Here is a 16,184-nt window from a genome sequence, read left to right as displayed (position 1 = left end):
TTCTCCTCTTTTCTATTTATGTTTATTCTCAAAATCTCTCATGAATGTAACCAATGCCTCGACTCCTTCAACCGGCATTGCATTATAAATGCTGGCACGCATGCCTCCAACCGAACGATGGCCTTTTAATGTTTCAAGTCCTTTCACTTTTGCTTCCTTCACAAAAGCGGCATCCAGTTCATCTGAATCGGAAACAAATGGGATATTCATTAATGAACGGCTATCTCTTCGCACAGGTGATCTGAACATGGTGGATATTTCCAACGCGTCGTACAGGATTTGAGCCTTTTTACGATTTATTCTTTCCATTTTTTTTAATCCGCCAAGTTCTTTCAGCCATTCAAATACTAGCTTTGCCACATAAACCCCATATGTTGGCGGCGTGTTATACAATGAGCCACTGTTACTGTGTGTCTTATAATCAAGCATCGTCGGGCATGTCTCCATTGCACGTCCGATTAAATCTTCTCTAATGATGACAACTGTCAGACCAGCAGGCCCGATATTTTTCTGGGCACCTGCATAAATCAAACCAAAATCCGAAACATCGATTTGCTCAGATAATATATTGGATGACATATCCGCAACAAGTGGGACGTCACCAGTATCTGGAATCTCGCAATAACTAGTTCCTTCGATTGTGTTATTCGTTGTTATATGCACATAATCCGCTTCTGGGTCTATCATGCTTTTGTTGACAGCTGGTATATACGTAAAATTTTCATCCTCCGAGGAGGCGATAACGCGAATTTCACCAAATTTCTTCGCTTCTTTGATTGCTTTCTTTGACCAGGATCCAGTATTTACGTAATCTGCTTTCCCACTATTGCCAAGCAGGTTCATCGGCACCATCGCAAATTGCTGGGAAGCACCACCCTGAATAAAAAGTACGTTGTAATTGTCTGGAATAGCCATCAATTCTCTCAGCAACTGTTCCGCTTCGTTAATTATCTCTGTAAAAAGCTCGGATCGATGACTCAGCTCCATAACAGACATGCCTGAATTTCTATAATTGACCAATTCTTCCTGAGCCATTTCCAATACTTGCAGTGGAAGCATGGATGGACCTGCAGAGAAATTAAATACCCTATTCATTTAATCACCACATCCTATTCAAATTTATCTGTCCAACATAAAGAAATATTAGAAAACCTGGTTGTCACCAAGCCTTTCGTGACAGCGTTAGTTGCACTTATGGAGTTAAGAAAGTCTATACTTTTTTAACTACTAAAAAAGAGACTGGCAGCCTCCCAATCTCATTAAACGTCAAAATAACAAACAAACATTTGTTATTCTTCTGTCCTTTTGCCTGAGATCTTGAACCCTTCGGCGCTGCAATAGATGCATCCTCTCCAGAAGCTGCTCCTGTTATAGTGTAACCCACAACAATCATAGCTTTTTAACTATACAATTTTACTTTCATTACGTGTATATATGACTGTTAATTATGTATCGCCTCCTAAGTAAGCATAAAGAGGCAAGGGGATGATTCCCCTTACCTCTGCCCAGGCGATCGACTTTTCGATACATATGCTCCCCTGCGGTTATCCGCGTTTCGCCAGTTACATATGACCACTAAATTTGGATTAATCCTAACAAATTTTGCGCCTAATTGCAAGCCAAAAAATTATATTTGTTGGATAATAGATTAGAAACCTATGTTGCTGAAGAAAAATAAAAGTTTGTACTTGACCTTGATTTCCGACATTGTAATAATTCATAGGAAGCTCAGGATAAGAAGACAAACTTTTATGGGCAATTTTTTTCTATCTCCCCCCATTATTCCTCTTGTCTATTAATCTCTTTCTCCTCTTGCTTTTCAGGCCGTTGAATTCCCATCGCTTTCAAAAAATAAGCCGTTGGCAGCAGGACACCGATACTTGCTTCGAACAAAGATACAAACCTGGCCCTCCCTACCGGTACGAGATCCCCATACCCAATGGATAAGATAGTAACCCCACTGAAGTAAAGGAAGGTAAGAAAAGAGTCATCAGCTGGCTCCCCAGTCGGATCGTTTATTAAAAGAATATCTTCTTCCAAAGATAATAGTTTATACAATACAGCGAAGCCAACGGTCAGACCTATAAAGACGTAAAGCAGTTTGTAAAAAAGAGCAAAGCTGACATAGCTTTTTTTAAATTCTTTATTGGTAAAAAAGTAATAGATGTTGATAAGTAAAAACAATGTTGTGATGATGATTAGAAATTTCGACAGCACACTTACCTACTCCTTTTTATTAAATCTAATTCACATTAACTCCGGGAGGTCCACGGGTGGTCCACGGGGACAGGTTTAGTGGGCCACCTTCAAAGTGAAATTTCCTGCATTCGTGAAATAGCATTTGCATTTTTTGAATCGAATGGGTCTTTCAGTGCATTGAAGAAAGTCGACCTTAAAGGACTTCGATATTCCTTATCAGAAATAGCTAAGAGCGGGGCCCTTTAAATGTTATTTAATTCTTTTCCCTTTTTCCCAAAAATGCAATACAGAAATTTCATATGGATTCTATAAAAGCAGAAGTTTCCAGATAAAAAGAGTAAATTAGCTTGATTTTCCGTTATGAAAAGAGAAAGAAAGGCAACAATAAGGCATAATATTTTCTTTGTACACGGGAGACGAAAATTATGTCACTACAACTGCTTGAAATTTATGCTCCGAAAAATTTTTTAAATATAGATGAAATAAAGGATTATTTTTCCGTTATTTCCTATTGGTATTCGGAGGCGGAGAATGAAAAGCATTTGACACGGATTCTATTAGAAACCAATGATGTAGAAACAATGCTGGATTATTTGGAAAATTTGCCTGGTAGTGAAGACGTTTATCAAGTCATGCTGCTTCCGGTACAAACATATCTTCCAAGGAAAAAAGAGAAAGAAGAGGATAAAAAAAGAGATTTGCAGCGAGCAAGCCGTCAGGAATTATATACAACTGTTCAAGCGTCAGGCCAAATTAGTGTCAGTTATATTTGGTTCATCATTTTTTCGGCAATCGTCGCTACGGTTGGTATTATAAAGAGCAGTCCAGCGATTGTCATTGGCGCAATGGTAATTGCACCTCTAATAGGACCTGTAACAGCTGTTTCATTCGCTTCCGTCCTCGGTGATTTTAAGCTAATACGTCAATCGCTTTTAACTTCAATGGTTGGAATAGGTATACCAGTAATGATTGCTGCTGTATTTAGCTTTTTTTTCGATCCACCTGTTTATAGTGATGAGTTTCTTTCAAGAACAGATATTCAGATCATCGATGTAGTTGCTGCAATCGTCTCCGGTGCAGCTGGAGCCCTTTCTTTTGTGAAGAGGAACACGGGTGCACTTGTGGGGGTTATGGTTTCAGTAGCATTACTTCCCCCTGCTGTCGTATTCGGCATGATTCTAGGCAGTGGAAACTGGGTAGAGGCGCTTGTGCCATTTATTCTTTTAATGGTCAATGTTAATTCAATCCTCCTCTCCGCTGTACTCGTATTCTGGCTGAGCGGCATAAAACCAAACAACTGGCAGGATCTGCAGAAAGCGAATATTTCCAGGAAACTGTCCCTCTTATTTATTTCAGTAATTACAATTATACTTGTAACTGCTATTCTTTTTATTAATGTCGTATAAAGTTGGAGAGGTAAAAGGACGCAGGGGCGACGAGTTTAAGGCCCCGGCTTACCAACCCCTAAGCCTTAGGTAAATCAAGTTCCCGATAAGCGGCCTGATATTTTCCGCCTGAAGCAACTTCAGAATGATACAGAGCCTTAAGGGCATAGTTTTTTTCAAGATCATGCTCATTCATCAGCTCCTTTAATCGTTTTTGTAATTCTTTATTGCTCTTGACCAATCTTTTCATTTGAGATTCCATATATTTCATTAAAATTAACTCCCTTCCTATATTATAAAATTCAACAGGTAGCGTTAATTATATGCTTGCTTTCTTACATATCAAAAAATGCTTGCTCCCCAGCGCCTTTTAACAGGGGGGGAACACGCATGTATTTTCACTTCATCTGTTAAGTGTTTCATTATAAACTACTTTTTCCCTTGGTACATGTTTCTTCGGTTCTGGAGTTTCATTTGGATAGCCTAGGCCCAATGCAGAACCACACGGAATTCTTCTGGAATATCTTAATAGGCTTCTGACAAAATTCTCCCTATTCCCTGACTCCATTTCATCATAATCTGGTAAATAGCACATTATTTTCTAAGTGAATATGCTGGAAGGTATTTTCCTCCAATTCCGCTAATCGCCGATAGGTTATTCGGTAGGAACCACAGGCATTTGCAGGAGGTACAAATTCAGTTGCAATAGCTCTCATTTCTTTCAACATATCTCCAACAGCATTATGCTCTTCTTCCAGCTCTCCATTCGCCACTCGAATCTGTTCTAGTAATGTTTTTTTAGGATTTGCCTCGTATTGGTTAATCAATGGAAAAACTTCATTTTCCTCTTTAATCGTATGCTCTTCCATTTCTATTCTAAACACATTGTATAAATGATACAAACCTTTTAAATGTGGATGATTTTCCCCATGCTTGCTATAAATTTTTGTTACGAATTGACCCAATGCAGGAAGTTCTTCCATTAAGTATGCATGGTGGGTATGTCTGATATGATCTACCAGCTCAGAAAGTGACTTGCCATCCCAGTCAATGAGATGATGATCTTGTTTGTTCCATTGCTCAAACGCTGCATTTAACTTTTCTAAAATCCTATCTCCATCCAACTCTTTTTCCTCAAAACTTTCATTCAATGGTCTATTCCCGCCACAGCAAAAATCAATTTTGTTCTCTTTAAATAAATCACTTGCCTTCGGAAAAACTTTCACAATATTTGCTGGTGTATGTTCATCAGTAAAATTCACTATAACCCCTCCATTTAATAATTTGACTTGGTTATAGTGTAATCCAAAAAAACCAACCCGTCTGTGATACATATCACTGGATGGTGCCTGTCACTTCCCGGTTTTTGTCGAAAAAATATAAAAAAGATGTCGGCCTCCCTTTTTAGGAAGCTGACATCTTTTTAAAATTCCCTTTAAATAATCCCTTGCTCAATCATCGCATCCGCAACTTTAATAAATCCTGCTATATTGGCACCAGCTACAAGATTTCCTGGAACTTCATATTTCTCAGAATTCTCAACACTTTGTTGATAAATGTTTTTCATGATATCTTGTAATTTGTTATCGACTTCCTCTTGTGTCCAGGCAAGCCTTGCACTATTTTGGGCCATTTCCAAGGCGGATACTGCAACCCCACCGGCATTTGCTGCTTTAGCAGGGGCAAATAAAATGTCCTTATCCAGGAAAGTATCGACGGCTTCTTGTGTTGAAGGCATGTTTGCCCCTTCTCCAACAGCCTTAACTCCGTTAAATATCAGTAACTCTGCCGCTTCCTTTTCCAGCTCATTTTGAGTTGCGCACGGTAAAGCGATATCACATGGCACGGACCATATATTGGAACAACCTATTTCAAATGTAGCTCCAGGATGTTCTTTGACGTACTCATGAATTCGCTTGTTCTCCACTTCTTTTAATTGTTTCAGTGTATCAAGATTAATACCATCAGGGTCATAAATATAACCGCTTGAATCGCTGCACGCTACAACTTTTGCTCCTAACTGAACAGCCTTTTCCATCGCATAAATCGAGACATTTCCGGAACCGGAAACTACCACTGTGCTTCCGTCAAAGCTGAGTCCCTTATCCTTGAGCATTTCATCCACAAAGTAAACAAGACCATAGCCTGTCGCTTCTTTCCGGCCTAGACTTCCTCCGTAACCAATGCCTTTCCCAGTTAACACACCAGCTTCATATGCTCCTTTCAATTTCTTATATTGACCAAACATATAGCCGATTTCTCTTGCCCCTACCCCGATATCACCTGCTGGTACATCGATATCTGGACCAATATGCTTGCTGAGTTCTGTCATAAAGCTCTGACAAAAGCGCATGATTTCTAAATCGGATTTACCTTTTGGATCAAAATCAGAACCACCTTTACCTCCGCCAATTGGTTGCCCTGTCAAAGAATTTTTAAGGATTTGTTCAAACCCTAGAAATTTGATGATACTTGCGTTGACGGATGGGTGGAAGCGTAATCCACCCTTGTAAGGACCGATTGCACTATTAAACTGAACACGAAATCCACGGTTCACTTGTACATTTCCTTCGTCATCCACCCAAGGCACCCGAAAGGTAATTAAACGCTCAGGCTCAATCATTCTCTCTAAAACTCCTTGTTGGATATATTTCGGATTTTTCACAAGTACAGGTACTAATGAATCCAATACTTCTTTGACTGCTTGTTGAAATTCCAGTTCGTTCGGATTACGCTCTTCCACTACTTTAAATAAGCGATTTACATAATCCCTGGCATTTTGTGCTTGTGTCAATTCTAATTCTTTGAGTGCTTTCATATCAATCAGCCCCTAAATATATTTTAAATAATTGCTTTAAATACTGTTTTTTGTCGTATTTTCATTCTATAATGTTATAAATGATAGTTACAATATAAATTTACGATGAAATCAATGCGTTTAATGCATAAATTGATGGGATGATGGATTATGGAAATGAGACAGATTCAATATTTTATGGAGGTTGCGAAGAGAGAGCACGTGACAGAGGCTGCTGATGCCCTGCATGTTGCGCAATCATCGGTCAGCAGACAAATTTTTAATTTAGAAGACGAACTAGGTGTAGAGCTTTTATTACGGGAAGGAAGAAATGTAAAATTAACCCCAATTGGAAAAATCTTTTTTGAACGCATGCAACAAGCGACTAACTTAATGGAAGAGGCAAAGCGGGAAGTGAAGGAATATATGAATCCTGAAAAAGGAACCGTTCGAATCGCATTTCCAATCAGCATGGCCGCTCATACATTGCCTTCGATCATCTATGCCTTCCGTACAAAATATCCTGAAGCTAAATTTCAAATGAGTAATGCGCGCTATGGCGAATTAATCGATGGCGTGGTAAAAGGCCATTACAATTTAGCGATGATTGCACCAATGCCAACTAAAGAGAATGAGAAAAAAATTAAGGGAACCACCCTATTCACGGAAAATATCGTCGTACTTCTGCCCCTTTACCACCCATTGGCGAATAAAACATCCATCATGTTACAGGAATTGAAAAATGATCCTTTTGTTGCATTGCCTGAAGAGTATGTATTCCGGGATCAAGTTGTCGAAGCCTGTCATAGGGCCGGATTTTCGCCAAAAGTTGATTTTGAAGGAAAAGATATTGATGCATTGAAAGGGTTAGTGGCTGCTGGATTAGGAATCGCGTTGATGCCAGAAATGACGTTAGTGGATAATGTACCAAGGTCCACCGTAATGGTTCCATTAGCGGATCCAAGTCTCACACGATCCGTAGGTGTCATCTATCCCACCCAGCGCAAGCTGCTCCCAACGGAAGAATTGTTTTATGGCTTTTTACTTGAGACCTACGCAAGGTTGAATGAGTTCAGGAAATAGCGGGGCATGAGACAGATTTCTCGCCCCCTCCTGTGGCAGGTTAAAAAAATCAAGTAGCAAAGGCTTTCTCATAAGCTTCACGCAGCTCAGCCCCATTATCAGGCCAGGCTGCTTCTTTACCGTTGACTAATATGCCCAGTGCATCAAGACAGCGGTGCCACCCTGCAGCCGTCCTCACTGTCATGGATTGATTATCGAAGGTATGCTTAAAAATAAGACGGCACCCCTTGTCTTCCGATTGGAATTCCATGGATAGCAAATCTTTCACTTCACGAAATGCAAAGACATATGGAGGTACAAATTTTGTAATAATCCCTGCGTATGTCGATCCTTCCCCATCATCAAAGGTAATTTCTCCGCCCTCCCTATGATCCATATCTCCAGTCGCAAATGGATACCATTGGGGAAAGTATTCCGGATGAATAACCGTATTGAACACCTCTTCAGGCTGCTGGGCGAAAAAACGCTCGAATTTCAACGTATATTTTCCATCTGTTTCATGGTGTAATGTTCCGTATTCAACCATTCGTTTTTCCTCCTCGTAAAGACTTTACCTTTATGAAAGTACATCTAATAAATTAAAACCCTGTATATACCATAGTAACAGGAATAATTTATCAACAAAAGTGTTTGCTTTTTTATTAAAGTAATCATAAGTCATATCTGCGCACCAAACAAAATTGCAATAAACATCTTCAACATGATCAATATTTACTGCTTCTTCTAATCATTCCAATAATCACAGATACATGCTGCTCAATGTCATCCATTTAAAAAGCTTTTTGGACGGATTATAGATTTGTCAGGATGGACTAGGGTAAAGGGCTTAAATTATAAAAAATCCGAACTTTGCTTCAGAATTCTATCGTTAGAATTCGAATCAGTTCGGATTTTTTCTTCTTTATAAACTTCTATATCTTCTAATCTTTTGTCTTTTGTGAGGAGTTTTCACTTATGACCAGCCTCTTTTTATGAAGTTATTTAGTTTGTTCATTGTTAAAAACTGGTGAGTCTGCTCCCCAAATTATAAGCGATAACTTTAACCTTGCTGTTCTTCCCCATTTAATATTAGCTTAAAGGATATATTGGCGCTTAGGGAATCAGAAACTGAACAATATTTTTCCTCTCCCAGGCGTATTGCCCGCCAAACCTTTTTGCTGTCGATCTTGCCATCTACAACGAATGTCACCACAATCTCTGTAAAGCCTTTAGGTGCTTCTTCCTTTCGTGTGCCATCCGTTTCTATTTCTATTTTATCGATTTTGTCCAAATGCGGCCTTAATATCATCGTGACGTCAATTCCGATACAACCTGCCAAAGAACCGAGCAGCATTTCTGTGGGTGTTGCTCCTTTGCCCAGACCGCCATAGGCTTCTGTAGCGTCCATATTGATCGCATAGCCGGAGTCCCCAACAGCAGTAAACGCTCTGCCGCCTGTCCATGTTGTATTAATTTTCATTGTTGTCATCCCTCTCTAATAATTTAAACTGGTCCCCGGACCAACCGGAATGCCCATTAAATACCATATAACGAAAAATATCGTCCAGCAGACAAGGAAAATAATGGAATATGGCAGCATGAGCGACACAACCGTACCGACTCCATTTTGCTTCCCGTAACGCTGGGCAAATGCCACAATCAATGGGAAGAATGGCATTAGCGGGGAAATTATATTTGTTGATGAATCCCCTATTCGATAGGCAACCTGAGATACTTCGGGAGAAATCCCCATTTGCATAAACATCGGTACAAATACAGGTGCCATAATCGCCCACTTCGCTGAATCCGCGGCGATAAATAGATTGATGAATGTCGTTGCGATAATTAATGCCACAAGCAATAATACCCCATCAAGCTGGATCGCCTGTAATATTTCAGCACCTTTTACCGCGATGATTGTCCCTAAATTTGTATAGTTGAATAATGCCACAAACTGTGCAGCGAAGAATATCAATACTATAAATCCCGCCATCGTTTCAAGCGAAGCTGTCATAAGACTGGCAATATCCTTATCATTTTTGACTGTTTTGGTTACAATCCCATACACAATACCTGGAACAAGGAAGATGATCATCATAAGAAAAATAATACTGCCCATAAATGGGGAAGTGATGATGCTTCCTCCCTCCCCTCTTAATGGGGCATTTTCAGGAACTACCAATAGGAGAATTGCGAGTATTACGAGCAAAATGGAAATATTCGCCCATAACAGCCCTTTCTTTTCAATCCCGGAAATCTGCTGCTGGGTCGTCGTTTCCGCCTCAGTCGGTACATATTTTCCTAACTTCGGTTCGATAAGCTTGTCTGTAATAAGCGTACCGAGTATAACAATTAAGAAAGTCGAAGCAAACATGAAAAACCAGTTATCTGTCGGATTTACCACATAGTTCGCATTTAAAATGTTTGCAGCCTCTGTGGAAATACCGCTTAATAAAGGATCGTTTGTACCTAAAAAAAGATTGGCAGAGTATCCTCCTGATACCCCAGCAAAAGCAGCAGCTAATCCTGCAAGCGGATGCCGGTTGAATCCAAGAAATATGATGGCCCCGAGCGGCACGAGAACAACATACCCTACAGATGCTGCAACATTTGACAGTACTCCCATTAGCACGACGAGCGGCGTTACAAATTTCCTCGGTGCTTTCGTAACGGTGTTCGTCATCATCGCACTGATATACCCGCTTTTCTCAGCGACACCCACCCCTAACATGGCTACCAACACAGGTCCGAGCGCCACAAAAGAGGTGAAGTTGGAAACAACATTGGAAAACATATATGCAATGCCCTCAGGAACAAGCAGACTGACTGCTTCTACCGTAAGCATTTCGGTCTCGTTCGTTTCATTATTCACACCTTCAAACGTGACGCTAATTCCATTCAGGTATAAAATGTGAGAAACGGCAATCACTATTAACGTAAAGAGGATAAAAATGGTTACTGGGTGTGGCAATTTATTTCCTTTTTCTTCTATAAAATTTAGAAAACGAATAGATCTGGATGTTTGAGTCTTATTCACGTTTATCCCCCTGGTTGAATTATTTCGGTTCTAAGTATACACATTGAAATAAATATGTCTAGTAACTATTCTCAGGCTCCTTATGAATCTGTTCGTGTTAAAAACATTTTGCTAAACTTCACTTATTATATGAAATAATTGCAGTAATTAATAAAGGCTGACAACAAAGGAGAACTAATAGATGACAAAAACACTTATCCTGGCTTCATCGTCACCCAGAAGGCAGGAAATTCTGAACCAAATACAGCTTCCCTTTTCTATCCGTAAACCGAGTACAGATGAATCGCAAGTCACCACAAATGACCCAGCAGAAAAAGTAAGCCAATTAGCTTTACTGAAAGGTCGAAATGTCTCTATTGACAATAAGGATGAAATAATCTTATCTGCTGATACCATTGTTTCTCATAATCAAAAAATATATGAGAAACCAAAAGACAAGGAAGAGGCTTACCAAATGATTTCTGCGTTAAGCGGAAGTATACATGAGGTGTTTACCGGTGTCATGATACGCTCAATAAATGATAGAAAAGTATTTGTTGAACGAACAAAGGTTGAATTTTGGCCTTTATCGGAAGAGGAAATAGAATGGTATCTATCCACTGACGATCCGTATGATAAGGCAGGTGCTTATGGAATTCAAAGTGTTGGAGCTATGTTTGTTAAGCAGATAATAGGAGATTATTATAATGTGGTTGGATTGCCTATTTCGAGGGTGGTTAGGGAACTGAGAGGATTTTCTGTGTATCCTGAGGATGGTTCCAATACACATTTAGTATAAGTATGGTGCATACTGTGTGGATGCCAACTTTAATTACTCAATAGCGTATTTTATTCTTTCACCAATAACGACTCTAACTTTTGTTGTCACTATTGTCGTTCTTCTATACAAAAAGAAGTAACCGCCTGCCCGACCAAGGTTAGCGATTACTTCTACAAGTATCTGATTAAATGTTCATGAAAGTGAGCATTCAATCAATTTCTCTTTTCCTTTTGATTGCCACTTACAAAGTTTTGAATATACTCTAGCTGTTCTTCACTCGGTTTTGTCTTTTTTACGTCCTGAAATTCAGCAACAGCTTTATCAAGGGAAACTTTCCCACCGACAATTTCACCGATACTTGTTAAATCATCAAAGAAGCTTTCCATTTCTTCTTTTTTCTTCGGATCTTGATGACCGGTCACATACCAATTAACATCGTATTTTTTTATTTTAGCTAGCAGGATATTGAGTTCATCCTTATCATAACTCCATTCACCGCTATAAAAGTCCTGATAGATGCAGTCTCCGAGAAACATGATCTTTTCCTCTGGAATATAAATAATCGATGAATCGTCAGCATGGACTCCGCCAACATGTTCAACCACACAGGTTATGCCGCCCAAGTCGATTTCGAACTTATCATTAAAGGTTATATCCGGTCCCTTCACTTCCAAATGCTCACGTTCAGGCATTTCGCGTTTGATAAAATCTCTGCAAAATTCAATCTCTTCTCCAGTTTCAACTCGTTTATCTAATGAAGCGTCATCCCATTTTAAGGTTTTCATATGATCTATTTTCTTCTTCGTTTCCTCATGACTTACCGTTAACAAATCCATCGTTTTAATACCGAAAACATGGTCCCAATGCCAATGCGTAATGACAACAAACTTTAATGGAGATACATCCATTTCTTCGACCAGACGGAGGAAATCGTCAGCATGCGCAGGTGAGTTGCCTGAATCAACAACCAAGCTAAATTTCTCTCCGCAAATTAATCCTAATGCGGGACGGTCCGTTTCTGAATAATGAGGCATATAATAAACTCTATTTGCAAGATTTTTCAGCATTTAGCTACCTTCTCTCTTATTTTTCTTAGATGACTATTTCAAACGATTTCAGGATTAATATACGCAACAACGTAGGAACAACACGCCCCATCATAGCATAATTTGAGCCCAACTGGTATTGAAAAGACTGACTCCTGCATTGCTGCCAATCTCTCAGCCTTATTTTAAAACCCATGGAAATGACGAAGATTTAAAGCGATTGATTTCGTTGCACTTATACAGACAGGGAGGTACTATTTCGGCTTCTTGAAAGATGAGGGAGGATTGTTATTTTTTATACAAAAAGAAGTAATTGCCCATTCTGGCTAAAATGGCGGAGCATCACCAGCTTGGTCAACGCTCTTATTTTCAATAATATCAGAGAAACATGCTCAGAAGACTTTAGTGGATAATTTCTTACATAAATGTTATAGATAAGAATATATCGTGCTTCGATTCGGCAAATAATAAATAACTGGCAGTATGCTGGAAATATGATCACTTGGGGGACTCACAATGGAAGAAGGCATTTCATTAAGCGCTATGAAAGCTTTGGTAGAAAAGAAATTAAAGAAAAAAACAATCGTAAAGGTAATGTGGAATGACACTGAGAAAATGACGTTATTAATTACCCCAAATATGAAAATCAATTCCTTTATCTATGGCGAAGAAGAAGGATATTTATTTTTTGATAATGAGGGAAAACTTATTGAGTATGAAATTCCATGTATTCTGTCAGAAAGAGACTTGATAGATGGAAAAGTGATACTTCGTGGAATAAAGGGTGAAAAATAAACGGTAAATCAATAATCCCCTATCTAACGAAGATAAAGCATTTTGAGAGTACCTAATTTGTATTAGCTCACAATAATAAAGAACTGAAAGATCTGCAATTTATAAGCAATTTTGGTTAACGCTATACCAGCAGCCCCCACATTACAATTTCCGAGTTAAAGTGGTCTTACATGCTGTATAGCGTCTTTATCTGCCGTATAACAAGTTTATCTGGCCGGGAACGGTTCAGCCACAGCTGGAAAAGCACATAATTATAGATACAAAACCAGTTACATCACACTTTATCTCAAATGCGATAAAAGACTTACAGGGAGTCCAGAGTCATCTTAAGCATTTTATCAGTTCTCTTAACGACCTCTAACGACCTACCTATCTCTGTACTTCATTCCCAATCCCTTCAAAAAGTTCCTCGCATAGCGATCGCCACATACCCTATAATTACTGTGCCCTTCTTTCCTCAGTAGTGCACTTAACTCTCCTTTAGTGATGTCTACCCCTGCTTTTTCCCATATCGCCAACATGTCTTCTGTGGTAAACTTCAACGCTATTTTCAATTTTTTCAGCATGACATTATTCACGCTGGCATTATTCTTTATCATGATTGGCGGGCGTTCCGGCTGGCCAGGCTTTATCTCCTGTTTTCCTCTTTTAAATTGAATAAGACCGTTTAAAAATGACTCCAGCATGAGATTATCACAAGGTATACTTTCTACATTCCTGTCTTCGTAATCAAAATCTTCATCATAATAACCTTCAGTTTTTGTGAGAATTTTTTGCACTTCTTCTTTTGTTACCTCGATACCGCCAAATTTAAATATCTTTACCATATCCGCATCTTTTATATCAAGTGCGTATCTTAATCGAATTAAGATGTCATTATTATTCATATCCATCATTTTTCCTCCTAATAGTTACAGGGTGTGCGGGATTCATTAAGTTAATAGTTTATCACGTTAGTGTCATGTTTTATAGTTTTGCCTGAATTGAGATTTATATAATAGTACTGCTGGTTTCATTCCAATTAGATACGAACTGAGAATATCCCCCTGCATTAAACGTGGATGATATACTATTGATAATAGTAAGCTTTACTCATATGTACTGGAGGAATTCAAAAATGACCACAAAACTTTACTATACCTCACCAAAGACAGCAGAATGGCAAACAAAGATAAAGCAAGTAAGAGAAAACAAAAATGACTATTATGTCATACTTGAAGAGACAGCCTTTTATCCCCATGGTGGCGGGCAGCCCTGCGACTTAGGAAGCTTGAACGATATTGCTGTTTTGGATGTATTTTTGGAAGGAAATGAGGTTGTCCACAAATTGGAACGTCCTCCTGAAACAATGAATGTCACCTGTAAACTGGATTGGAATAGAAGGTTTGATCATATGCAGCAGCACAGTGGGCAGCACTTGCTTTCTGCTATTTGCCGGGATCTGTTTCAGGCAAAAACGGTTAGTTTCCATCTTGGAACAGAAGATGTAACCATTGATGTAGATCAGAGCAACCTGACACAAAATCAGCTCCATATGATTGAACATGAAGTAAATAAACAAATTTTTCAGAACCGTCACCTACATAGTTATTTTGTAACCAATGAACAGCTTCAAAGTATCCCGCTTGTGAAGCAGCCAACAGTAATAGAAAATATCCGCATTGTAGAGATTGAAGGCATTGAATACAACGCCTGTGGTGGTACGCATGTTTCTCAAACGGGAGAGATCGGGATAATCAAACTTTTTAAAACGGATAAGTTGAAAGACGCCACCAGAATTCATTTTAAATGTGGCTATCGGGCATTGAACGATTTTAATGCAACATTGGAAATTACCGATGTCCTCTCCGATAAATTCAACACCCGTAGAAAAGATATTCTGGATCGCTTTGGTAAGTGGGAAAAGGAACATCATGAACTGCAGAAACGGCTTTCCGAGCTGGAAGAGCAAAATAACAGCTATTTGGAAAAAGAACTGCTCCACAACGTCGAAGGCAATGTTCTTGCACATATCTTCCCTGACAAATCACTAAAAGAGATGCAAAAAACAGCAGCAAAAATAGCAGCAGAACACCAGTTAATCGTATTGTTTGCCACTACCGCCGAAAATAAAGTTCTCCTGGCCCATGATGGTTCTATGTCACTTTCATGTGGTGCTTTCTATAAAGAACATATATCCACGTACAATGGAAAAGGCGGGGGAAACGCTAAATCGGCCCAGGCAGGGTTTCAATCAAGTGAAGATGCTTTGGAATTCTTTCATTTCGCCTATAAAAGGATACGATAAGGAGGAAGATCAGTATTGTTCCTCCTTATCAAATCCACATCACCTTCTTAACAGTAATTGAAAAAAGACCATCCTATGTAAACATACAAAAGGGATGGTCTTTCCAAAAGCAATTGCACTATTTTTTTATTGGTGTGCAAACGGCATATAGATTTCCGGATGAGTCAGACATATTTACTTCAATAACCTTATATCCCCCATCATTTATCTGGTTGCTCGCCAAACGAATCATTTGCTTTGTTTCCATAGGTCCTCTTCCTTTCTAACTAATTCCTCACACAGAAGTTATTATATGCAGGAAGGCTGGAAGTGTGCACGATTTTTTAGTTTCTCCTAGATCAAGCAACACTGCCTTTTTCAAAAAATCACGTTATATCTGGCTGAAGACTTAAAAACGATTAAAAGAACATCATGGGGATGAAGTTCCAAACTTGACGAAAAGATGGTGAAATGATCTTCATAGGGGTAAGAAGTTCAAAATGCGATTGAAAAGCTAATGAAATGACCTTCATCATGGCTATGAACATCAAAATGAGATGGAAAAGCTAACGAAATGTCCTTCATCATGGCTATGAACATCAAAATGAGAGGGAAAAGCTAATGAAATGACCTTCATCATCGCTATGAACATCAAAATGAGAGGGAAAAGCTAATGAAATGACCTTCATCATCGCTATGAACATCAAAATGAGAGGGAAAAGCTAATGAAATGACCTTCATCATCACTATGAACATCAAAATGAGAGGGAAAAGCTAATGAAATGTCCTTCATCTTCACTATGAACATCAAAACGAGATGGAAAAGCTAATGAAATG

Annotated in this window: 16 protein-coding genes and 2 riboswitches; of the genes, 5 read left to right on the top strand and 11 right to left on the bottom strand. The window is 39.0% G+C overall.

Features of this window, described 5'->3' with window-relative positions; all coding sequences use genetic code 11:
- Positions 1-12 precede the first annotated feature (12 nt).
- Both serC and A4245_RS10425 read right to left on the bottom strand, forming a co-directional pair.
- Complete coding sequence (serC, locus tag A4245_RS10430) at positions 13-1,095, bottom strand: 3-phosphoserine/phosphohydroxythreonine transaminase (protein WP_067727677.1); 1,083 nt, start codon at positions 1,093-1,095, stop codon at positions 13-15.
- A 192-nt stretch (positions 1,096-1,287) separates the two neighbouring features.
- A riboswitch (glycine riboswitch) is annotated at positions 1,288-1,366 on the bottom strand.
- 130 nt (positions 1,367-1,496) lie between these two features.
- A riboswitch (ZMP/ZTP riboswitch) is annotated at positions 1,497-1,576 on the bottom strand.
- A gap of 203 nt (positions 1,577-1,779) precedes the next feature.
- Positions 1,780-2,217, bottom strand: a complete 438-nt coding sequence (locus tag A4245_RS10425; RefSeq protein ID WP_324609857.1) for a potassium channel family protein — start codon at positions 2,215-2,217, stop codon at positions 1,780-1,782.
- Between the two features lie 407 nt (positions 2,218-2,624).
- On the opposite strand from A4245_RS10425, the gene A4245_RS10420 reads away from it, so the two are divergent.
- The gene (locus A4245_RS10420; RefSeq protein ID WP_067727676.1) at positions 2,625-3,605 is read left to right on the top strand and encodes a TIGR00341 family protein; all 981 of its coding nucleotides are present in this window, start codon (positions 2,625-2,627) and stop codon (positions 3,603-3,605) included.
- Between the two features lie 58 nt (positions 3,606-3,663).
- Here the strand turns inward: A4245_RS10420 and A4245_RS10415 are convergent, their stop codons facing one another.
- From A4245_RS10415 to gdhA, 3 genes are all read right to left on the bottom strand, one after another.
- On the bottom strand, positions 3,664-3,855 hold the full coding sequence (locus A4245_RS10415; protein ID WP_067727675.1) for a hypothetical protein: 192 nt from the start codon (positions 3,853-3,855) through the stop codon (positions 3,664-3,666).
- A gap of 301 nt (positions 3,856-4,156) precedes the next feature.
- Positions 4,157-4,846 (bottom strand): iron-sulfur cluster repair di-iron protein, encoded by a 690-nt coding sequence (gene ric, locus A4245_RS10405; RefSeq protein ID WP_234402399.1) that lies wholly within the window; start codon positions 4,844-4,846, stop codon positions 4,157-4,159.
- A 173-nt stretch (positions 4,847-5,019) separates the two neighbouring features.
- Positions 5,020-6,402 (bottom strand): NADP-specific glutamate dehydrogenase, encoded by a 1,383-nt coding sequence (gdhA, locus tag A4245_RS10400; protein ID WP_067727673.1) that lies wholly within the window; start codon positions 6,400-6,402, stop codon positions 5,020-5,022.
- Positions 6,403-6,552: 150 nt separating this feature from the next.
- On the opposite strand from gdhA, the gene A4245_RS10395 reads away from it, so the two are divergent.
- Positions 6,553-7,464, top strand: a complete 912-nt coding sequence (locus A4245_RS10395) for a glutamate biosynthesis transcriptional regulator GltC (protein ID WP_067727672.1) — start codon at positions 6,553-6,555, stop codon at positions 7,462-7,464.
- A 49-nt stretch (positions 7,465-7,513) separates the two neighbouring features.
- Here A4245_RS10395 and A4245_RS10390 read toward each other — a convergent pair whose 3' ends face one another.
- The 3 genes from A4245_RS10390 to A4245_RS10380 all read right to left on the bottom strand — a co-directional run bounded on the left by A4245_RS10390 (position 7,514) and on the right by A4245_RS10380 (position 10,480).
- A complete protein-coding gene (locus A4245_RS10390) occupies positions 7,514-7,990 on the bottom strand; it encodes an SRPBCC family protein (RefSeq protein WP_067727671.1) in 477 nt (158 codons plus the stop codon).
- 513 nt (positions 7,991-8,503) lie between these two features.
- Positions 8,504-8,923 (bottom strand): OsmC family protein, encoded by a 420-nt coding sequence (locus tag A4245_RS10385; RefSeq protein WP_067727670.1) that lies wholly within the window; start codon positions 8,921-8,923, stop codon positions 8,504-8,506.
- A gap of 15 nt (positions 8,924-8,938) precedes the next feature.
- Entirely contained in the window at positions 8,939-10,480 is a 1,542-nt protein-coding gene (locus tag A4245_RS10380; RefSeq protein ID WP_067727669.1) for an AbgT family transporter, read from the bottom strand.
- Positions 10,481-10,661: 181 nt separating this feature from the next.
- On the opposite strand from A4245_RS10380, the gene A4245_RS10375 reads away from it, so the two are divergent.
- Entirely contained in the window at positions 10,662-11,258 is a 597-nt protein-coding gene (locus tag A4245_RS10375; RefSeq protein ID WP_067727668.1) for a Maf family protein, read from the top strand.
- Between the two features lie 194 nt (positions 11,259-11,452).
- Here the strand turns inward: A4245_RS10375 and A4245_RS10370 are convergent, their stop codons facing one another.
- A complete protein-coding gene (locus A4245_RS10370; protein ID WP_067727667.1) occupies positions 11,453-12,307 on the bottom strand; it encodes an MBL fold metallo-hydrolase in 855 nt (284 codons plus the stop codon).
- A 495-nt stretch (positions 12,308-12,802) separates the two neighbouring features.
- Here A4245_RS10370 and A4245_RS10365 point away from each other — a divergent pair, with 495 nt between their 5' ends.
- On the top strand, positions 12,803-13,081 hold the full coding sequence (locus tag A4245_RS10365; RefSeq protein ID WP_067727666.1) for a hypothetical protein: 279 nt from the start codon (positions 12,803-12,805) through the stop codon (positions 13,079-13,081).
- Between the two features lie 365 nt (positions 13,082-13,446).
- Here the strand turns inward: A4245_RS10365 and A4245_RS10360 are convergent, their stop codons facing one another.
- Positions 13,447-13,974 carry a YehS family protein gene (locus A4245_RS10360; protein ID WP_067727665.1) on the bottom strand — a complete coding sequence of 176 codons (528 nt, stop codon included), beginning with the start codon at positions 13,972-13,974 and terminating at the stop codon, positions 13,447-13,449.
- Between the two features lie 224 nt (positions 13,975-14,198).
- Here A4245_RS10360 and A4245_RS10355 point away from each other — a divergent pair, with 224 nt between their 5' ends.
- Complete coding sequence (locus tag A4245_RS10355) at positions 14,199-15,368, top strand: alanyl-tRNA editing protein (RefSeq protein WP_067727664.1); 1,170 nt, start codon at positions 14,199-14,201, stop codon at positions 15,366-15,368.
- Positions 15,369-15,486: 118 nt separating this feature from the next.
- Here A4245_RS10355 and A4245_RS20790 read toward each other — a convergent pair whose 3' ends face one another.
- The gene (locus A4245_RS20790; protein WP_267886912.1) at positions 15,487-15,615 is read right to left on the bottom strand and encodes a hypothetical protein; all 129 of its coding nucleotides are present in this window, start codon (positions 15,613-15,615) and stop codon (positions 15,487-15,489) included.
- Positions 15,616-16,184: the final 569 nt, after the last annotated feature.

Source organism: Oceanobacillus damuensis, assembly GCF_001618145.1.
Lineage (GTDB): Bacteria > Bacillota > Bacilli > Bacillales > Amphibacillaceae > Oceanobacillus > Oceanobacillus damuensis.
The sequence above is the reverse complement of the archived record's forward strand: the minus strand, read 5'-3'. Positions and strand labels throughout refer to the sequence as shown.